The sequence below is a fragment of the Geotoga petraea genome (assembly GCF_900102615.1).
GTDB lineage: Bacteria > Thermotogota > Thermotogae > Petrotogales > Petrotogaceae > Geotoga > Geotoga petraea.
The window spans coordinates 81,916-102,815 of record NZ_FMYV01000003.1; the positions used below are offsets into that span (position 1 = coordinate 81,916).

The 20,900-nt window shown below is 29.8% G+C and carries 16 protein-coding genes and 3 tRNA genes; 9 read left to right on the forward strand and 10 right to left on the reverse strand.

What is annotated here, in order from left to right; genetic code table 11:
* The first annotated feature begins 1 nt into the window (after position 1).
* Positions 2–397, forward strand: a complete 396-nt coding sequence (locus BLS00_RS04290; RefSeq protein ID WP_091403118.1) for a hypothetical protein — start codon at positions 2–4, stop codon at positions 395–397.
* On the forward strand, positions 394–2,808 hold the full coding sequence (locus BLS00_RS04295) for an efflux RND transporter permease subunit (RefSeq protein ID WP_091403120.1): 2,415 nt from the start codon (positions 394–396) through the stop codon (positions 2,806–2,808). The genes BLS00_RS04290 and BLS00_RS04295 overlap by 4 nt, the downstream gene beginning before the upstream one ends.
* Positions 2,809–2,831: 23 nt before the next feature.
* Here the strand turns inward: BLS00_RS04295 and BLS00_RS04300 are convergent, their stop codons facing one another.
* Positions 2,832–5,255, reverse strand: a complete 2,424-nt coding sequence (locus BLS00_RS04300; protein ID WP_091403122.1) for a TolB family protein — start codon at positions 5,253–5,255, stop codon at positions 2,832–2,834.
* A gap of 662 nt (positions 5,256–5,917) precedes the next feature.
* Between BLS00_RS04300 and BLS00_RS04305 the strand changes: the two genes are divergently transcribed.
* From BLS00_RS04305 to BLS00_RS04320, 4 genes are all read left to right on the forward strand, one after another.
* Positions 5,918–6,005: transfer RNA gene (locus BLS00_RS04305), tRNA-Leu, on the forward strand.
* A gap of 29 nt (positions 6,006–6,034) precedes the next feature.
* A tRNA-Met gene (locus tag BLS00_RS04310) sits at positions 6,035–6,111 on the forward strand.
* Positions 6,112–6,138: 27 nt separating this feature from the next.
* Positions 6,139–6,215: transfer RNA gene (locus BLS00_RS04315), tRNA-Met, on the forward strand.
* A gap of 133 nt (positions 6,216–6,348) precedes the next feature.
* Positions 6,349–8,304 (forward strand): alpha/beta hydrolase family protein, encoded by a 1,956-nt coding sequence (locus tag BLS00_RS04320; protein WP_091403123.1) that lies wholly within the window; start codon positions 6,349–6,351, stop codon positions 8,302–8,304.
* Positions 8,305–8,391: 87 nt separating this feature from the next.
* On the opposite strand, the gene BLS00_RS04325 is transcribed toward BLS00_RS04320, so the two are convergent.
* From BLS00_RS04325 to BLS00_RS04365, 9 genes are all read right to left on the reverse strand, one after another.
* Positions 8,392–9,030, reverse strand: a complete 639-nt coding sequence (locus BLS00_RS04325; protein ID WP_167848914.1) for an HAD family hydrolase — start codon at positions 9,028–9,030, stop codon at positions 8,392–8,394.
* Between the two features lie 66 nt (positions 9,031–9,096).
* Complete coding sequence (locus tag BLS00_RS04330; protein ID WP_176759839.1) at positions 9,097–9,903, reverse strand: metallophosphoesterase; 807 nt, start codon at positions 9,901–9,903, stop codon at positions 9,097–9,099.
* Entirely contained in the window at positions 9,900–10,880 is a 981-nt protein-coding gene (locus BLS00_RS04335) for an ABC transporter ATP-binding protein (RefSeq protein WP_091403128.1), read from the reverse strand. Before BLS00_RS04335 ends, BLS00_RS04330 begins: the two co-directional genes overlap by 4 nt.
* A 12-nt stretch (positions 10,881–10,892) precedes the next feature.
* The gene (locus BLS00_RS04340; RefSeq protein WP_091403129.1) at positions 10,893–11,855 is read right to left on the reverse strand and encodes an ABC transporter ATP-binding protein; all 963 of its coding nucleotides are present in this window, start codon (positions 11,853–11,855) and stop codon (positions 10,893–10,895) included.
* Between the two features lie 9 nt (positions 11,856–11,864).
* Positions 11,865–12,668: an ABC transporter permease gene (locus BLS00_RS04345; protein ID WP_091403130.1), complete on the reverse strand. Its 804-nt coding sequence runs from the start codon at positions 12,666–12,668 to the stop codon at positions 11,865–11,867.
* Positions 12,669–12,680: 12 nt separating this feature from the next.
* Positions 12,681–13,622, reverse strand: coding sequence for an ABC transporter permease (locus BLS00_RS04350; protein ID WP_091403132.1), 942 nt, complete (start codon positions 13,620–13,622; stop codon positions 12,681–12,683).
* 12 nt (positions 13,623–13,634) lie between these two features.
* Positions 13,635–15,146 (reverse strand): ABC transporter substrate-binding protein, encoded by a 1,512-nt coding sequence (locus BLS00_RS04355; protein WP_091403134.1) that lies wholly within the window; start codon positions 15,144–15,146, stop codon positions 13,635–13,637.
* 14 nt (positions 15,147–15,160) lie between these two features.
* Entirely contained in the window at positions 15,161–15,892 is a 732-nt protein-coding gene (locus tag BLS00_RS04360; RefSeq protein ID WP_091403136.1) for an MBL fold metallo-hydrolase, read from the reverse strand.
* Between the two features lie 227 nt (positions 15,893–16,119).
* Positions 16,120–16,785 carry a hypothetical protein gene (locus BLS00_RS04365; protein ID WP_091403137.1) on the reverse strand — a complete coding sequence of 222 codons (666 nt, stop codon included), beginning with the start codon at positions 16,783–16,785 and terminating at the stop codon, positions 16,120–16,122.
* Positions 16,786–16,915: 130 nt separating this feature from the next.
* Here BLS00_RS04365 and BLS00_RS04370 point away from each other — a divergent pair, with 130 nt between their 5' ends.
* Genes BLS00_RS04370 through BLS00_RS04380 form a run of 3 tightly spaced genes read left to right on the forward strand, consistent with a single transcriptional unit; the run spans position 16,916 to position 20,815 of the window.
* A complete protein-coding gene (locus tag BLS00_RS04370; RefSeq protein ID WP_091403138.1) occupies positions 16,916–18,562 on the forward strand; it encodes a sensor domain-containing diguanylate cyclase in 1,647 nt (548 codons plus the stop codon).
* 6 nt (positions 18,563–18,568) lie between these two features.
* A complete protein-coding gene (locus tag BLS00_RS04375) occupies positions 18,569–19,354 on the forward strand; it encodes an ECF transporter S component (RefSeq protein ID WP_205742378.1) in 786 nt (261 codons plus the stop codon).
* 21 nt (positions 19,355–19,375) lie between these two features.
* Positions 19,376–20,815 (forward strand): S41 family peptidase, encoded by a 1,440-nt coding sequence (locus tag BLS00_RS04380; RefSeq protein WP_091403140.1) that lies wholly within the window; start codon positions 19,376–19,378, stop codon positions 20,813–20,815.
* Positions 20,816–20,900: the final 85 nt, after the last annotated feature.

Below are 20,900 nucleotides of genomic sequence, written 5' to 3' on the forward strand. Positions count from 1 at the left end.
TATGGGAAAAATGTTGGTTCAAATGTTTAACTCTATTTTTTCTCCTGAAAAAGTAAATAACGGAATTAGGTCTTCTTTTTTTATTCCCTTCATTATTATGTTGCTTTACTTTTTAAGTCCAAATGTGGAATTGGGGTTTAATTTTGTTTTTTTTATAATTACTTTTACATATATGAGTAATGGATTGAGGTTTATTTTTTCAAAAAAAGACATATCTTATATTTTACTGTCAGCTTCATCTCCTCTTATTTTTGGAATTATAAATGAATATACATTTATAGTATCGGCTTTTTGGAGTGTTGGGCTAAAGAGTTATTATGAGATAAAAAACAAGAATTTTTATTCTTTTATTTTAGGGGCAGCGTTTGATATGTTGATTATTTGGTGGTATTTGTGAGTAGATTTAATATATACAAATTTCTTGCGAATTTTGTGATAAAAAATTCTAAAATAATAATTATTCTAACCGCTATTTTAACAGCGGTTTTTGGTTTTTTAGCCACAAAATTAGGAATAGACTCTGATATCTTGAAGATAGCTCCACAAGATTCTGACATTATTCAGGTTTTGAATGAAGAAAACAAAATATTACAAGGAAACGATATTTTAATTACTGCTTTTTATTTGGAGGAAGATTCAAACCCAAATGAAATAGCCCAAAAATTTTATACTGAAATGAATAAAATAGATTCTTTCAGCGGTTTTACTGAAACAGATTTATCCTTTTTGTTGTCATTTGGTTTTGTTTCTATAAGTAACACAGATGTTATTAACTCCATTTCTCAGAGTGTAGAAGGCCTTTTAAACGTTATAAAAACAGCTAATCCATATGATTTTAAAACTATTGACTATATAAATGATACTTTAAAACAAATTTATTCATTGGAAGATGAGTTGTCTAATGATCAAAATGCCAATATGCTAAAATCTTATTATGCACTTTCTCCAAATGGAGAAATTATGATAATGGGCTCTTTTTTTGAAGAGCCTCCGACGAATATAGATTATGTTAATGATTTGATCCCTAAGGTAAGAAAAATTACTGATGAAATAACAAATGAATTTGGTATTAGAACAGGTTTAACTAATGATTATATCTCTCAGTATGAAGCTAACCAAACAGTTTCAGAAGATTTTTTTGTTACAACAATTATATCTGTATTTTTGATAATTTTAGTTTTTATTATAGCCTTTGGAGGAGTTACTACAAGCGGAATAGTATTTTCAGGGTTAATAATATCTATGGTCTTGACTTTAGGGGTATCCCAAGTGGTTTTTGGAGAACTAAATATAATAACTTCTTTTGTAGCGGCTATTACCCTTGGGTTAGGTATTGACTATGGTATTCATATAGTAACACATTTAGTAACGGAATATAAAGAGAAAAACGATTTTAAAGAAGCTCTTACCATAACCTACGAAACGAGTTTTATGCCTCTTTTGTTTGGCGTTATGACAACAATAATAGTTTTTTTGACTTTGATTTTAATGAGGCTTCCAGCTTTTACAGAGATGGCTATTATGAGCTCTTTTGGTTTGGTTATATTTTTCTTAGTTATGATTATTTTTATTCCAGCTTTTATGTATCTCGTAAGAAAAAAAATAAAGATTGGCAACCTTGTTGTTTATGTAAATAGATTGTTTAAGAAATTAGGTTATTTAATCCCTAAAAATGGAACAGTCATAAAGTGGATAATTATACCTTTTTCAATATTATTTGTTGTTTTTGGAATAATAAATGTCTTACATTTTTCGTATACTCCACCCGGAATGATTTCAGAAAACTCAAAAAGTGTTCAAGTAGGCCAAGATATTTCTGAGTATTTTGGTACAGAAACTTTCAATTCCATGAAATATATAATAAGAATAGATGAAGATCCAGATGCAATCGCAGCTGAATTACTCTCCCTTGGAGTTATAGATAGTGTTGAAAGTCTACCTGAAATAATAGAAAAACAAATAGGAAATTTTAGTGATTTAAAAACAAAGATTGGTGGTTTATCAGAAACCATAAAAAACCCTATTGTAGTTTCCTTGTTGAAAAAACACAACCTATATTCAGAAAGTATAAAGATAGTTGATATTGCCTCAAAATCTAATGATTTATATCAGTTTTCTTTAAATTTATTAGAAGTTCTCCCTGATAACTTAAAAAGTAACTTCTTTTTTGAAAAAGATAACAAGAAATATATGGTTTTAGAGATAAATTCATCCATTGATATTTGGAGTGATAATGGAATAAAAATTTTCTTTGATGCTCTTGGAGACAAGTCAGATAGAATAGCTGGATATCCAAAAGCTATGTATAAAATTATGGAAGTTGTAAGACAGAGGTTTGTACTTCCTATGGTTATTTCTTTTAGTATAATTTTCTTGTTGACTTTTGTTTCAAGAAGAAATATATTTGAAGCTTTAGAGGCCTTTATTGGACTTTTCACCTCATCAGCAGCAGCGTTTGGAGTTGGATACTTTTTAGGTATAGATGCAACTTTTGTGACTATGTTGACTTTTCCTTTGATCTTTGGTATCGGAGTTGATGGTTATATTCATATTTTCCATGCCATAGATGAAGATATAACACATTACTGGCATACTTTAAAGTCGGTAACCTTATCTTTTTTAACGTCTATACTAACTTTTGCAAGTTTTCAAATATCCAGAGGAGATCTTTTAAAAGAGTTTTCTTTGAACATGATCATTTCCATTGGGCTGGTCTGGGTGTTTACCGTATTGATGATTCCAGCGTTTAGGGGAAAAATTCTAATTGGAAATTGGAATAAAAAGTTAAATAAAAAAGACGCAGATTGAATTTTTTCAATCTGCGTTTTATTTTATTTGTTCAAAGGATATTCTAAAGGAATGTTAACAGGTAACCAGTAGAATAAAGCCATTTCCATTTCAATTGATACTTTGTAATCAAATTTGCTTTGCATGAAATAATAGTTTATTTCAGCTCCTATATCAATTCCATCAAATCTGTACTTTCCATCTTTTAAAGCATAGTGAGGTTTCCATAAATCGTATTCAAACTTTAAATTGGGGTTTACTTCATATAAAGAGGTCTTATAATAATTTATTCCAGGAGTTAGCTTTAATTTTTTGTGGATAATATCTTTTGAATAACCGATAAGAAAACCAAAGTTTTCTTTTTGCTGTACATATTCTGCCTGAAAAATATTTTTATATCCACTATTGTAATTGTTTTTTATTGGGGTATTGCCTAAAATCCCACCTATTCTAAATTCATCAAAAGAAAGGTTTTTAAAAGATATTTGGGCATTGTAGTTAAAAGTGTTTTTATCTTTCAAATTGAATTGGTTGTTTGAATTAAAACCATATCCATAGTTAAAATTGTTATTTTTATAGTTGAAAAAAATCTCATTACTAAAAATATAATCAAATTGGAAATACGAATTTATTATAAAATCATCTACAAAATTATGATAAAACCCGAATTCACCAGTATAATTGACAGCTTCTCCGATAACCAAAATATCTGGTCCAAAATATATTTGATCGTTGTTGATTGCCAAGTTGACAAGCGGAATAATCGTTGGTTTTTCAAAATAATTTTTAGAGTTAAGCTCTACATTTTTATAGTCAACAGGGTCAAAGTCATATTTTTTTGTATTTATAGCAGTAAAATAGTCTATATTATCCAACTCGTCTGAAGTAAGATGATACCCATTATGATCATAATAAAAATAATAAAGTTCGTTGTTTAAAATTACGGGATTAAAAGTTCCTGGTATCTTTTTGGTTATTTGGGTGATTTGTTTGTTATCCAAGTTTAAATAGTGAATGTTGTATATATGATTATAGTTTGCTGAGAAGAACAAATACCCGTCATTGTAAAATAAATCCCTTTCAATGAATTTGTCATTCGTTAATTGGTATATTTCTCCACTGTTTATATTGTAAGAATAAATATCCGATTGATTGTTTGTATTCATTGTAAAATAAAACTTGCTGTTATGCCCTTCTATAGAGGAAATAGTCATGTTATTGTAGTCAACCAATTTTTTTCTCGAATTATTTTTAAAGTTGTATAAAAATAAACCAGTAAGTCCATCTTTAATTTTAGAATAGACAACAGTATTTTTATCTACGAAAGAAAATTCTACCACTCTTTCATCAATTAAGGTGTCTTTAAAATCACACGCACAAATATGATATAAACTATAATTTTGCTCGTTGTTATTATTTTCCGAAACTCTGTAAATAATTTCTCCGTTGGAATTAACATCAAACTTTGAAATGCCTTCTTTGATAAGTTCGTTGTTTTTGTATATGCCATAATTTTGATCTGGGCTTTCTTTGTAATAATACAAATTTTTCCCATCAGTTTTTAAGTTTCCAGAATTATGAAAAGAATTATCAATTTTGTTGAAATCATTTGAAAAGCCTTCGTTTAGAAGGTTCTCTTTTTCTTTACTATATTCATTTTCGATTCTATCCAAAAATGTAGAAAATTTTACTCCTGTACTTTTCAAAAATGAATCTGATATATCGTCAAAAAAAGAAGAATTAATTTCAAAAATAAAGTTTTTAAGAGTTTCATAACCGTAGTATTCTTCAATTTTTTTAATAATTAAAGTACCATACATATAGTTGAACCCAGCGGGACTCCAAACGTTAGTAGGCGCTCCTCCACCAAGTTTATATCTTGGATACTTATCAGAAAGAATTTCTGCAAAAAGATAGGTGTTGAACAAATCATCAGAAAATCGACCCTCGAAATACTTACTTTCCATGAATATAGACAATCCTTCGTGCAAAAGACTCGGTTGATTAACCATGTTCAAAGATTTCTTAATAGTTTCTGAAGGTATCCAGGATAAAATAGGGTCTGTAACAGTGTTACCATAAAAAATATGGTTTAGTTCGTGAGAAAAAACAAACCTGATCCAATCATTTGGAGAACCGCCAAGACCTAAATAATCCAGAGGTCTGTTAATGTAAAGTCTGATTTGGTTTGTCATGTTCAAAGAAAAACCGTTGACATAATCCACATCATCCAAAATAAAAACTTGTATATTGTCTATTTCAGTTTCATAGAACTCAGAATAATCTTCATATAATCTTATAGAAAAATTATCCAGTTGATTTATTAGATAGGATAAATCTTCCTCGTATATAAAAGTAAAATGTTTGTTGGAATATTCTTTTAAATCTTTAGGTGGTTGGTAAATTGGTCCAGACAAAAAAGTAATTGCAATAAAAATAAAAGTTGTTATTAAAATAAATTTTTTCATAAAAAACCTCCAAATCTTTTTTTAATAAATTATAACACAGAAAAATGCTTTGCATTTTTGTTGTTAGTTGATTGTTGTTGGTTGTTGGAGCAAAAGGTCACGCGAAGAATAGGGGGGTTAGAACTTTTATTTTAAATAATAAATAGATGCAATGAATTATTTTTACTGAAAAATCAAAATCATTAAAAGTAAAAAGACAATTTCGAAATATAAAAATTCAAAGAAGCTCATATAGTAGAAATTATTACATAATTTCTGTTGAAGGTTTATGGTTGGAAGTTGGAAGAAAAAAACATTGATAAACATCTAAAACAGACAAAAACCAACAACCTTCATCCAGCAACTAACAACAAAAATTGTGAAACAATTTTTATAATGTCATTCTGAACGACGATTTTTGGAGTTGAAGAATCTAAAACCAAGTGCCTAAACACCCCTGTGCTTTGCACTTCCCCTCTTACATATTAAGAGGGGATTTAATTAACTTTTACCAACAACGATTTTTCTGAAAGAAAAATCTTAACAACTATCAACAAACAACAAAATAAATACAACAATTTCTAAAACTCTCTTTTCATCAAAAGGATATCTTAAATTAACATAAAAGTCTTGACAACCTTTTGTATTTATGATAGAATTCTTTACGGAATGAATGAGTGCCTGCCGGGGTGGCGGAATTGGTAGACGCTGTGGACTTAAAATCCATTGGGCATTATGCTCGTGTCGGTTCGAGTCCGACCCTCGGCACCATTAATTCCTTTTTTAGTACCATTACTTGGTGCGGGGTGGAGCAGTCCGGTAGCTCGTCGGGCTCATAACCCGAAGGCCGTAGGTTCAAATCCTACCCCCGCTACCATTTTTTTTATGTTAATTTATTATATTTGGCGAGGTAGCTCAGTTGGCTAGAGCATGCGGTTCATACCCGCAGTGTCGGGGGTTCGAATCCCTTCCTCGCTACCATAAATAAAACGGAATGCATTTATGCATTCCGTTTTATTTATTGTCCTTTTTGTCGTATAAGTAATCAAATATTTATATAGATTATTTTTATGTTATAATAGTTAGTAAGACTAATCTTTTAGGAGGGAACAGAATGAAATTAAAATTAGAAGATTTTATTGATTTTAAGTATCCTTCAGATTTGAAATTTTCACCTGATGGGGACAAAATATGTTTTGTACAAACAGAAGCAGATTTAGAGAACAACAATTATCAAAAATTTTTATGGATCCACAATTTGAAAACGAAAAAGACTTACAAGTTAACAAATAGTGGGAAAGATGGAAGTTATATTTGGTATGATGATGGAAACATTCTTTTCATTTCCAACAGAGAAGAAAAAAAAGAAGAAGACAAAAAACCTAAAACTACATTCTATATAATAAATATTAATGGTGGAGAAGCACAGAAAAAGTTTGATATTGAAGAAACTGTTACTTCTTTTGAAATGATAGATAAAACCAAATTTGCTATGACTATTAAATACGATGGTTATCTTGAAAAGATACCAGAAGAAGAAAGAGAAGAAGAGAAGGATTACCATGTTTTTGACGAAATACCTTTTTGGTCAAATGGACAGGGATTCACTTCTAAAGTGAGAAATAGATTGTATATATACAATACCGTGGATAAAAAAACAGAACCCGTTGTAAACGAGCTAACAAATGTGAGAAACATCAAAATTAAAGATGACACTATTTATTTTATAGCAAACACCTACAAAGATATGATGGAACACTATGATTCTATTTTGAAATATGATGTAAAAGGTAAAAAGGTTGAAACTTTAATCGATGAATCAGAAAAATTGAGTATTCCTTCAATGCATTTTTTAAATGATGAAAAACTTATATTTACAGGTTCTGACATGAAAAAATATGGATTAAATGAAAATAGAAAATTCTATACACTTAAATTAAAAGATAAATCCTACAAATGTATTACACCAAATTTTGAATATTCTTTATGGAATTCTGTTGGTTCTGATGCAAGATTTGGTGGAGGAAAAGGTCAAGAAGTTTTTGACGGTAAACTATATTTTACTTCAACTAGAATTAAAGATAGTTTTTTACACAGTATCGATGAATATGGAAATATCGAAGAAGTTATTAAAAATGATGGAACTGTTGATGTGTTTGATATCTCTAAAAATGGGATTTACTTCATAGGATTCAGAGGATTAAGAATACCCGAAGTTTATTCTTATATAAACGGAACAGAAGAAAAAATCACATCATTTAACGATTGGTTAGTAGAAGAAAGAGATTTGTCAAAACCTGAACATTTTTCTTTTGAAAATTCTGATGGAGTTGAAATAGACGGTTGGGTTATGAAACCTGTTAATTATGAAAAAGGTAAAAAATATCCTACAATTTTAGATATTCACGGTGGCCCTAAAACTGCTTATGGAGATATCTATTACCATGAAATGCAATATTGGGCAAATGAAGGTTATGCTGTTATATTTTGTAACCCTCGTGGTAGTGACGGAAAAGATAATGAATTTGCAGATATAAGAGGCAAATTTGGAAAAGAAGATTTTAGAGACATTATGGAATTTGTCGACCAGGCTGTTGAAAAATATAAATTTATTAACGAAGATAAAATGGGAGTAACTGGTGGATCTTATGGGGGTTTTATGACTAACTGGATAATCGGAAATACCAATAGATTCAAGGCAGCTGCTTCTCAAAGAAGTATATCAAACTGGATATCAAAATCTATGGTTACAGATATTGGTTATTATTTTGTTCAAGATCAACAGGCAGGTAATGCATGGACTGATCCTGAAGGCCTTTGGGAACAATCACCATTGAAATATGCTAATAAAGCAAAAACCCCAACTCTTTTCATTCATAGTGACGAAGATTACAGATGTTATAAAGCCGAAGGTTATCAAATGTTTACAGCTTTAAAGTTGTTTGGAGTTGAAGCAAGGTTTGTATTATTTGATGGAGAAAATCATGAATTAAGCAGAAGTGGTAAGCCAAAACATAGAATTAGAAGGTTGAAAGAAATAACTCAATGGATGGATAAATATTTAAAATAAAATAAAAAAAGATGCAGATATTCAAATCTGCATCTTTTTTTATTTTGGGATTATTTTTAAGCGCTTTAAAATAATAATTAAAAAGCCTCACATTTCTTCATTTAATTTTTCAATTATTTGTAAAATTTCGCAGGGGTTATCCACTACATAATCAGCTTTTATGAGTTCTTCTTTTCCAAAACCATGAGTTACTCCAATTGAGATGTTCCCAGTGTTTTTAGCTGCCTCAAAATCAATATATCTATCACCAACAAAAACCAATCTATCTGCATTTTCATCTTTCATTATTTCTTTTAAATGGTCTTCTTTTGTTTTATCTTTCTCATATCCTTTTACTGATGAAAAATATTTTTTTAGATGGAAATGTTCTAATATAGTTTCAATATAATCGATTTTCCCATGGGAACAAATGCTAAGCTTATAGCCTTTTTCGTGAAGACTTTTGATCACATCTTCCATTTTGTCGTATAATTTTCCCTGTTCTTTTATGAATCTATCTTTGTGTGAGTATATTTCTTTTTTAATATCTTTTACTTCGTCTTCCTCGTATTCGTATAACAGTTCATTATAAAAGGCATCAGATTGAAGCCCTATTTTTTCTCTTATTTCATCTTCCCCTTTTTCTGGTAGGTCCATATTTCTAAGTGAATAATTTATCCCGTCAATAATGAAAGATTCGGTATCCAATATTGTGCCATCTAAATCGAAGACTATATTTTTAATCAAAAAACTCACTCCTTAAAATTCTACGCTTGATTATATTATAACATTAAATTGAGAGAGTGGGGGAAATCATATTTTTATTGTTTTTAGAGCTTTTTTAATTTCTGTATATGCATCTTTTGAATAAAACCATTGGTTTCTATAATTCAAACAGTTGCAGATAAAAATAGTTCCATCTTCCTTTATTTTTTTTCTGTAATGAACATGCCCCATGATAACGTACTTAACATTTTCTTTTTTATATAAATCATCATAATTTTTGGTTCCCAAATAGGCGTTAAAATATTCCCACATATCTCGGTTTTTCACTGTAAATTTCTCATGAGTCACAACATGAGTTACCAATATAATATTCTTGTCTTTTAAATCATCTATTTGTTGGTTTAATTTTTCTTTGAATTCATTTGTCACAGAAATATCGTCTTTTTGCCAGTTTACGTATTTTTTATCTTGCCAATGTCTGTTGAAATCATTTCCCGCAGATAGTTGTTCTAAACTATATTTTTCATGAGCAAAAGAGTAATCATACCAACCAACATCTCCGACGATTGCCCAATTTCCTATTATTACAGGACCATTGGATAAGTTTCCTTTAAACTCTTTCATCTTCAAATATATTTCATTTGTATTTTCAATGCCATTTTCTTTACTCCATAAATCATGATTCCCTGGCACAAATAATATCTTTGTTTTTGTGTTCTTTTCAAGAAAATATAATATTTCTAAACTTTTTCTATAATCGTCTGCTATGTCTCCAGCTATTATCAGGTAATCTGGCTTTTCTTCGTTCAAAACTTTTATAAGGGCATCTTCGATAGGATCAGATTCAACAAATTGTTTGTCTACGTGTATATCCGATAAAATGGAGATTTTCATTCTTCTTCTCCATCCAAATATAAAAAACATTTAACTTCATGTCCTTTGTTTATTTCATAATCCCCTGGAACTTCATTTTTACATTTATCTTTTACGAAATTACACCTTGTATGGAATTTGCAACCTTTTGGAGGGTTCGAAGGGTCTGGCATTTCTCCAGAAAGAATTATTCTTTTTGTACCTTCTTTGGTTATTTTTGGAATAGCAGAAAAAAGAGCCTTTGTATAGGGGTGTTTTGGTGAATGGTATATTTCGTCGGCTGTTGCAAGTTCAACGATTTCACCCATATACATTACAGCAATTCTATCACTTATATAGTGAACCACGTTTAAATTATGAGAAATGAATAAATATGTGAGGTCAAATTCTTTTTGTAATTTATTTAAAAGGTTCAAAATTTGAGATTGTACTGAAACGTCTAATGCAGAAACTGCTTCATCTAAAATTATAAAATCTGGATTAAGCATCAAAGCATGAATTATCATTATACGCTGTCTTTGACCACCAGATAATTCATGTGGATATCTTTTGTAATATTCTTCGTTAAACCCTACTTCTTTTAACATTGCTAAAACTTTTTCATACCTCTCTTTTTTATCTTTATATCCGTGAGCTTTTAAAGGTTCTTCCAATATCCAGCCTATTTTTTTCTTTGGATTTAAAGAACTATAAGGATCTTGAAAAACAATTTGAACATTGCTTCTAAATTTTTTTAATTCATCGCCTTTAATGTTTGTAACATCTTTGCCTTTGAATATGAGTTTCCCTTCATCTGGTTCATATAGTTTGATAAGGCTATAGCCTGTAGTTGTTTTTCCACAGCCTGACTCCCCAACTAAACCAAATGTTTCTCCTTTTTTGATTTTAAAGTTAATTCCGTTTACTGCCTTTAAAACATCTCTTTTTTTGAATAAACTTTTCTTAGGGGATTTAAAAAATTTTTTTAAATTTTCTACTTCGTATATGTATTCTGACATATTATCTACCTCTCAAGTAAGATGACATCTTGCAAAATGTTTATCACTTTTTTCTTCTAAAAGTGGTAATTTTTCTCTGCAAATTTCTTTTGCGATAGAGCATCTATCTACAAAAGGACAATAATCTATATGTGATTCTATTCTCGGAACAATACCGGGAATTGATTCTAATTCTTTACCTTTTTTTTCAGGAAGAGGGATGGATTGAAGCAATTTCAAAGTGTAAGGATGTTTTGGTTCTGAATACAGATCACCCCTTGAAGCAATTTCCACAATAAATCCAGCATACATTACTATAACCCTGTCTGCAATATCGTTAATCACGCCAAGATCATGAGATATAAATAAAATGGAAGATTTTTCCTCTTCGTTTATTTTTTTTAGGAGTTCCAAGATTTGAGATTGTATAGTCACATCCAGTGCTGTTGTCGGTTCATCAGCGATGATAAGATCTGGATGATTTGCTATTGCAATACCTATCATCACTCTTTGCCTTTGACCACCAGAAAGTTCGTGAGGGTATTTACTATATATTGTTTCTGGATTTGGCAATCCTACATTTTTAATTATTTTCAAAACTCTACTTTTAAGATCTTTTTTGTCTATTTTATTGTGGAGCTTTATTGCTTCGCCTATTTGATTTCCGCATTTCCATAAGGGATTTAAAGATGTCATAGGTTCTTGGAAAATCATAGAAATTTCCTTTCCCCTAATTTTTCTTTTTTCATCCTCTTTTATATTTAAAATGTCTTTTCCATTGTAATGAATTTTTCCAGAATTTATGTTGGCACTATTAGGCAAAAGACCTATTATACCTAAAGAAGTTACTGTTTTACCACATCCAGATTCACCAACTAAGCCCACGATTTCACTTTTACCTATATCAAAAGAAACATCGTTAACTGCGATAATTTTTTTCTTTTCATTTTCAAAACTAATTGTAAGATTTTCGATAGAAAATAAACTATTTGACATTTATATCCCTCAATTCCTATTGTCTGAAAATTCTCTAAGACCATCTCCGAGAAAATTGAAACCCAAAACAGTTAAAGTAATCATAATTCCAGGCGCCAGAGCATACCACGGAGCTGTAGTTAAATAAACCTGAGATTCGTTTAACATCCTTCCCCAGCTTGGATATGGAGGTTGTACACCCAATCCCAAATAGCTTAAAGCTGCTTCAGAAAGAACAGCTGTCGCAAACCCCAAAGAAGAAGCAACAATAATGGGAGATAAAACATTTGGTAAAATATGAAAAAATATTATTCTTGAAGATGAAGCGCCTGCGACTATTCCTGTTTTAACGTAATCAAACTGTTTATGCTGCATGAAACTACCTCTTACAATTCTTGCAAAATTTGGAATAGCCATGATTCCTATGGCTATTATAGTGTTGGTAATACCAACTCCAAAAATAGCAACGAACATCAAGGCAAAAAGAATTCCTGGAAAAGCTATCATGGCATCCATAATTCTCATTATTATCTCGTCAACAATACCTCCGAAATAACCTGATACGGCGCCCAACATAACACCAAAAAATAGCCCAATTCCCACAGAAAGTCCACCAACAAAAAAAGCAGTTTGAGAGCCAGTCATAATTCTGCTGAATATGTCTCTCCCAAAGTTGTCTGTTCCCATAATGTGTTGCAAAGAAGGACCTTTTAATTTGTTTAAAATATCCATTTGTGTAACTTCATATGGAGTGTACACAAGACTTATTAACATTAATATAAACAAGAATAAAACTATGAAAAAACCTATTCTAAAATTTATGCTTTTTTTCATGTAAAAATCCCCTTAAGTATATTTAATTCTTGGATCTATGAGTTTGTATATAATGTCTATCAAGAAATTTATTATAACAATCAATACTGAAAAGTAGAGTATCATGCCTTGAACTAATGGAAGGTCTCTTGTAGAAATTGCGTTGATTAACAGCCTTCCAAGGCCAGGTAAACTAAATACCTGCTCTATTATAATGCTTCCTGCTAATATTTTTGCAGCAATCATACCAAAAACAGTCACGACTGGTATAAGGGCATTTCTCAAGATATGTCTGGTCAAAACATAACCAGGTTTAGCTCCTTTTGATAAAGCAGTTCGGGTATAATCTTGATTTTTTTGTTCTAAAATGGTGTTTCTAAGATACCTCACAATTACCGCTATATTAGGTATTGCTATGGCTAAACTGGGTAAAATCAGAGATTTAAAAGCTTCAAAAGCATTTTCAGACCAAGGAGTATAAGCTCCTGGAGTGATCCAATTTAGTATTAGCCCAAATAGATACATGAGCAATATTCCAGTCCAAAAAGAAGGTATAGCCATACTAACTTGAGTTAAAAAGTTTATAAAAAAACCAGAAGCCTTTTTATCGTATTTTGCTGAAAGAATTCCTATAGGAATGCCAAATATAATTACCAATAACATGGAGATTATTGACAAAGAAAAAGTAACCGGTAATCTCGATAATATCATTTCTCCAACATCTCTATCATATCTTATTGAATTGCCAAGGTCACCTTTAAAAATACCAGTCAACCAGGAGAAATATCTCCTGATGACTGGTTGATCTAAATTTAATTCATTTGTCAATGCATCTATTTGAGCCTGGTCAGCATCCACTCCTAATTTTGAAAGGACAGGATCTCCAGGTATAATTTGAAAAGCAAAAAATGTTATAAGGCTTACTATGAAAATTGTTACAACCATGGTGAAAGTTCTTCTAATATAGTATAACAAATGGAATCACCCTTATTTTACATAATGTATAACTGCCATGTCCTGAATGTATAATGGATATAAAGTGTATCCTGCTAAATTGTTTTGTAATGCTACTATGAAGTTTGGATCCATTAAAAATATAGCTGGTAAATCTTCGGATAATATAACCTGGGCTTGTTTGTATAATTCTATACTTTTTTCTGTATCTGTTTCTTTTACAGCAGCTTTTAATAATCGATCGTATTCAGGGTTGTTATAATTAAGGAAGTTTCTTGAATAATCACTTATGTACCTTTTCAAAATGTCGTATGCACTAAGCTTACCTGTAAAACCGATTATGGTTGAGTCAAAATCTCTTCCAGCATAAACTCTATCTAACCAAACTCCCCATTCTATCTGTTCTATTTTAGCTTTTATACCAATTTGCTTTAACATTTCTACGATTACTTGGGCAGTATCAACATGGAATTTGTAGTTTGAAGGAACAGTTATAGTAGTTTCAAATCCATTTGGATATCCTGCTTCTTCTAACAACTCAACGGCTTTTTCAATGTTTACAGAATATTTGTCAGCCAAACCTTCTTTAAAATATTTTCCCATTACAGGAGACATGTTAGAACCTAACTTAGTACCGTAACCATCTGCAACAGCTTGGATTAAAAGGTCTTTGTCTATTGCATAACTCATAGCCCTTCTCACTCTGACATCATCAAAAGGTTCTCTATTTAAATTTAGTGCCAATATTTGTATCAAATTTTGTTCTCCACTTATTATATAGCCATTATTTCCTATTAGGTTTATATACTGAGCTCCAAGTCTTGGGATCATGTCTATTTCTCCAGCTTGAAAAGCTATCAAAGAAGCTTGTGGATCAGTTATTATTCTGAATTCTACTTTATCTAAATAAGGTAATTTTTCGTCCCAATATTTATCAAATTTTTCTATTACTATTCTCTGGCCTGGTAAGTATTCAACAAATTTAAAAGGCCCAGTTCCTATAGGATTTATATTGTGTTGCCCATCGTTTGATTTTGGTAAAATAGACTCTGTAAAATTGAATAAAAATGTTGTATCTGTTTCTTTTAGTTCAAATCTTATCTTATTTGGTTGTATAATTTTAACACTTTCTACACTACCTTCAAAGTCAGATGAAAGAGCTTCTCCATTTACACCCATAAGTCTTTCGTAGGAATATTTTATGTCTTCTAAAGTAACTTTTTCCCCGTTGTGGAAGTAAACATCATCCCTAATTTCAAAAGTATATGTTAGCCCATCATCCGATACTTCATAGCCTTTAGCTACTGCTGGTCTTGCTCCTCCGTTTGAATCTGGTTTTAAAAGACCTTCAAAAACATTGAACATTATTTCATATGTTCCTGAAGCAGCTGCCCTGTGAGGATCTAAATAATCTGGGTCTTGAGGAATAGCGACAACTACCTCTCCTCCATATATTGCTTCACCTTTTGGTTCATTTGCTGAAAAGATGCTGATACTTAAAATCATAATTAGTCCAAACAAGAGAATCGTTTTGATTTTTTTCATTTTAACCCTCCTAATCAGAGTTTTATAGTTTTATTTTCCTCTGCCAAAATAATTTCTTTTTTGAAATATTTGGATGCTTGTTTTTTAAGCAGTTCAATAACCCCAAAATGTGGAAAGTGAGTGAGAAGAAGTTTCTTCACGTTTGCTTCATTGGCCAATTTACCAGCTTCTCCAGCAGTCAAATGGCCTTCTACTTTTCCCTTCATTCCATCAAAAAGGCTTGCTTCACAAATCAATAAATCTGCGTTTTTAGAAAAGTCTACCAATTCGTCCGACCATGCGGTATCTCCTGTATAAACTATACTTTTACCAATCTTTTTAACTTTTACGGCATAAGAATCTATAACATGGTTTGTTTTCAAAAAAGTGGTTATAAAACCGTTTATATCAAAAATCGGCCCTTGATTGTACATAATATTTTTTGTAAACGTCTTATAATCCATAGTATCAGAATAATTAGGATCGTAAGGTGTATATATGTTTATAGGCTCTTTTCTTTTTCCAATATTTTGCTGGATCATTGAATTAAACTGAAGAGGATAAATATCCACAAAATGGTCATAATGAAAGTGACTTATTATAATATCGTTTATTTTGTTTATGTTTTCATACTTTGTTAATTTTGAAAGGGCTCCTGAGCCAATATCTAAGACTATTTTCGATTCTTCATCAGAAATTACATAGCAGGAAGTTGCTGAATCAGGTTCTGGGTATGCACCCCAATAACCGATTACTTTTAAATTCACTTAAATCACCTTCTCTTATATATATTATGTAATATTAATAATAATTAAACATTAACATTTATTAAAGACTTTTAATGAATGAATATTTTTATTAAAGTGAGAGATGATTCATATTAAAAAATACCAAGGATAAAAATCCTTGGTATTATGAATTAATAGTTATTTAATCTAAAAATTTTTGTATTTCAACAGTGTGGCTAAATCAATGAACCCGTTAAAGATATATTTTACCTCCAGTCTTGAGCTGTTATTATTACATTCTGTATTTTTGGAAAAATATTCAAACCATCGTATTTAAGGTACATACCGTTTTCAGAATTAAACCAATATTCACCCTTCCAAAAAATGGACATAAACCCTGTCAACCTTGTGTTAAGAAGAAATGTGTCATAAGTTTTTTCATTTATGGTTATTTTTTCTTTTGATATTTTTTCAACCTTCATCTTACTCATCGAAAGGTCAAATGGGTTGAATACCCAATATTGCCTTGTTTTATCATCCGAAAAGATAAAATCAGTGAAGGAAAAAACGAACAATTGGTACCATGGATCATCATCTATCTTTAATTTTTTTTGAACTTCTTCCCCTTCGGAAGTTCCAGAAAGCTCTATAAAATTCCCTTTTCTGATTAAATTTAGATTTGTATTATCCGATTCATAATTCATTTTGATGGTCTTTAAACTTTTGTCTGTTTCAATTGTTGTAATATCGTTTATACTTTCCCACTGAACTTTCATAGGTATAAAGTTAATTATTTTTAATTTAGAATCGTTCACGTACTCTCCGTAATTTTCTTTATAGTTTATTTCTTCTATACCTTGTTTGAAAAAAGGTGTAGAATATGTAATTACAGTTAAAAACATTAATATTATTATTAAAATAGAATTTTTCAAAGCCAACACTCCCTCGAGCTAATTATATAATTAAAAGTTATCTTTTCAAAATATATTATTTAATAGTTAAAATAAATTTAAAATCTAAACTATGTTATAATTTAGAAAAGAATGATAATGGGGGATTACTATGAATTTAAAGATAAAAAATATAATATTATTCATTATCTCAATATTAACTTTTTATTTTCTTGATATGGATTTTTCGAGTATAAATCCAATGGATGCGTTTTTAGTAATTTCTATAACCTATTTTGCAGACAATTTAAAAATATATTGGTTGAAAAATAAAAGACTCGTCAGCAATACAGTTGCTTTTGTATTTTCTTTTGCTTTAGGGCCTGAATACATCCTTTTATCAACTTTAGTGATAATATTTAGCAAAAATAAAAACAAGTCTTTCACAAGGAAGGCTTATAGAGTTCTTGTTTATGGAGCTACCTATTCATTAGCGGCATTTGTTTCTTATGGGTTTTCTCCATTGCTTGCTTTATTTTTGTTCATTACCATATCGAAAATTATTAACTCTATTATAGTAGATGGTGTAAAAGGGTTTTCACTAAAAATATTTGCTTTTGAATATTTTTATTTTTTAACTTTAATCCCATATACCTACCTTTTCTTATACTTTAACGAATCACCTTTTAGGTATATGTTTGTTTTAGTCAACATAGTTTTTTTAATATTGTACTATTTCATAATCAAATCAAACAATGAAAAAAATAGAGAAATTCTAAAAAGTGAGCGGTTAAAAAAATTCAACGAAATAACCGTTGAATTGAGCAATATTATTAAAGAATTTTCTTTGAAAAGTTCTAATTTAAAGATATTAGATGAAACTTCAGAGATAATACATAAAAAACTGGGTTATTCTCATGTTTTGATTAGTTTGTTTGATTTTGGTAAAGGTATCATAAAAAGAGTGGGTCAAAAAGGTATAAATGAAGATATCTATGAGAAAATAAAAAATCAAAATGTACCAATTAAATCTATAACAAGGTTTTTTAATGAAAAGTATAGATATAGAGAAACATACTTTGTCCCGAGGGCAGATAAACTAAATTCTGATTATCTTTATCAACTGAGGGATAACGTAGAAGTTACATCTTTAGAAGAAGACATAAATAAATGGCATCCTAATGATTTATTATTAGTTGCTTTAAGAGATGGTAAAAATAATCTGATAGGATATATATCTGTAGATGAACCTGAAAACAATTTGAGACCGTCTAAAGAAGAATTGAATATTTTGTCTGTTTTTGGTCAAATGGTCTCTCTTACTCTTGAACATTCGCAGAAGTTTTCGGAAATCAAGAATATAGCTGAAAGAGATGGGCTAACAGGTTTATACAACCATTCAAAACTTTTTGCTGATTTAGAAGCTTTTAAAAATCAAAAAGAGCAATTTTGCTTGGCGTTTTTTGATTTAGATAATTTTAAGCAGATTAATGATTCATTGGGGCATTTTGGTGGTGACAAGATACTTAAAAAGGTTGCAGAAGTTTTTTTAATGCACATTAGAGATGATGACTTAGTCTATAGGTATGGAGGAGATGAATTTGTAATTATATTTAGAAATATTTCCAAAGATTCCGCTTTGAAGATAATAAAAAGATTTTATAGTTACATAAAACAAATACATAAATCATTATCTTTTAGTGCGGGAGTATCTTGTTCCAATGATTACGAAGATTTTCGTGAGTTATTAAAGAGTGCTGATAGAAAAGCTTATATTTCAAAAAATAATGGTAAAGGTAAAATAATTTCTGAGGAGTGATAGCATTTGAGAGTTAAGAGCATCATTTATGCTGGTATGATGATAGCCCTTGTTTTTGTGGCTACATTTGTTATTAAAATTCCAATTCCTTTTACTCAAGGATACATTCATGCAGGCGATGCAATGATTTTTTTAGCCTCTATTTTATTTGGGCCACTTATCGGAGGCTTGGCAGGTGGAATAGGTTCTGCAATGGCTGATTTGTTTGGTGGTTATGCAATTTGGGCCCTTCCAACTCTTATAATAAAATTTTTTATGGGGTATCTTGTGGGTTTTTTTGGATACAAGACAGAGAAAAGAAAGAAATCAAAAAAATTCTACATTAGCTTATCAGGAGTGGCTATTTGGGCTATTTTTGGAATTTGGGTTAGTAATACTCTTAACAATTTATTAGTTGATATTCAAGACAAAGAAAGAGCTACAGAATTAATGAAACAGATGCAAGTAACTACGCAAGATGCTTTAGTTTCAACGATATCAAATGTACAAACAACAATAATTGTTGCTTCAATTATCATTCCTTTGATAATTTTATTTTTAAGTTTACTGTTGAAAAACAAAGACAAATACCTGTTTTCTTTTTCCACTTTAATTGGAATGACTTTATCGGGGTTATGGATGATTATAACTTACTTTTTTACAGAAATATTGATTTATGGAAATGTGATATTACCTATTTTTGGTATTCCATGGAACATTGTTCAATTTGGTGGAGGGCTTGTAATAGCGTATATAATAATCTTTTCATTGAAAAGGTTAAAAATTTTCAAAAATGAAGAAAATACGCAATAATAATTTGGAGGATTTTTAGGAATGAAAAGAATTTTCTTTTTCTCAGTTATAGTTTTATTAATAATAATTTTTTTAGGATTTGCTTTTGATTTAATAGGTGTTACTAAACATTTTGGGGAAAATATATTTTATGTAGGTAATCAAAAAATTGCAATTGAAAATCATATAGAAAAAGAATATAAAAAAATAATTGAAGAATACAATAAAAATTATAAAAACGATAACTTATCTTTTTTTAACTTTTTTGTTGATACCATTGAAGAATCGTATGTTTTTTTAGACGAAAAAGAAAATATAAAAGGTTTTTCTTTTGAGGAATTGAAAAACTTTTACAAAAGCAAAGTATCACTATCTAATTCAAATGAGGAGTTCGATTATTTAGTGTTTGAGATGCAGTCTATTTTGAACGATCCAAATCTAAGAGTTACCGGAATAATGAAAGATATAAAAACAATTCCTATTAATTTTGATTTTACAAATAAAGGTTTGTATGTAAATTCTTTCAACATAAGTTACTTTTTAGAAAATGCGTCTGCTTTTGATATTAGAGAAGGGCTAAAAATAAAATCTATAGATGGTGATGATGCTTTAGAGATATATGAAAAAGTCAAAAATATGACCTTTTATAAGAATTTGAATTCTCAAGAATTTGAAAACATATTTTTTGCATCTTATTATAACTATTTTAGAAAAAAAGAAGGGTTTACTGAAATAACGTTTACCGATACAGTAAATGAATACACTCTAAATATAGAATTTAGTCCATACAATGAAATTTATAATATGGGGAATTTTATAACAGAAGAAAGAAAGAATATAAAAGGAATAGAATCGAAGATAATTGGAGAAAATATAGGGTATCTAAAAATAGATTCATTAGATTTTGCCAATTTCCAAGAAACTTTATCCAAAGAAATGGAGAAGATAGCCTTAACAAAAATTTTAATAGTAGATATGAGGAACATTACTGGAGAAAACATGTCGAATGTGAAATATTTTTTGAGCTATTTTGAAAATGATGCTATATTTGCTTATTCCGAACAGAGTGTGAACCACCATCTTTCAGTGATTTCTAATAAATCACTGGAGGAAAGAGAGGGGTTGACCCCTTTGAAAACTTTTAACAGCACAAAAAAATATAATAAAGAGCTGATCTTTATTGTAGATGAAACACATAACAACCATAAAAATCTTATGATTTCTTATTTTTCGGAGCTGAATTACACCCATTTTATTGGCGAGAATTTTGTACTCCATGATTCTGAATCTATGAATATAGAAACACCTTGGGGTTATAATTTTTTGATGCCTTATTTACTATACTATGATGTAAATAAGAAACTTATAGAAGGCGAAAAATTTGAAGTAGATGTTGTAATTCCTTTTGTTAATACACAAATCATAGGTGAAGATTTTTATATAGAAACAGCGTTTAATTATGCTTTAACCTTAATAGAGTAAAAAAATCCTCCTTTAAGGAGGATTTTTTAGTTTAAGATGCTTTTTGAGTTAATTCAGACAATTCATTTTTATATGTTTTCAATAC

Coding starts and splice junctions, on each gene's coding strand:
- BLS00_RS04380 (WP_091403140.1), top strand. CDS start 19,376: ATGAAAAGAATTTTCTTTTTCTCAGTTATAGTTTTATTAATAATAATT.
- BLS00_RS04335 (WP_091403128.1), bottom strand. CDS start 10,880: ATGTCAGAATACATATACGAAGTAGAAAATTTAAAAAAATTTTTTAAA.
- BLS00_RS04320 (WP_091403123.1), top strand. CDS start 6,349: ATGAAATTAAAATTAGAAGATTTTATTGATTTTAAGTATCCTTCAGAT.
- BLS00_RS04300 (WP_091403122.1), bottom strand. CDS start 5,255: ATGAAAAAATTTATTTTAATAACAACTTTTATTTTTATTGCAATTACT.
- BLS00_RS04355 (WP_091403134.1), bottom strand. CDS start 15,146: ATGAAAAAAATCAAAACGATTCTCTTGTTTGGACTAATTATGATTTTA.
- BLS00_RS04330 (WP_176759839.1), bottom strand. CDS start 9,903: ATGAAAATCTCCATTTTATCGGATATACACGTAGACAAACAATTTGTT.
- BLS00_RS04370 (WP_091403138.1), top strand. CDS start 16,916: ATGAATTTAAAGATAAAAAATATAATATTATTCATTATCTCAATATTA.
- BLS00_RS04345 (WP_091403130.1), bottom strand. CDS start 12,668: ATGAAAAAAAGCATAAATTTTAGAATAGGTTTTTTCATAGTTTTATTC.
- BLS00_RS04340 (WP_091403129.1), bottom strand. CDS start 11,855: ATGTCAAATAGTTTATTTTCTATCGAAAATCTTACAATTAGTTTTGAA.
- BLS00_RS04290 (WP_091403118.1), top strand. CDS start 2: ATGGGAAAAATGTTGGTTCAAATGTTTAACTCTATTTTTTCTCCTGAA.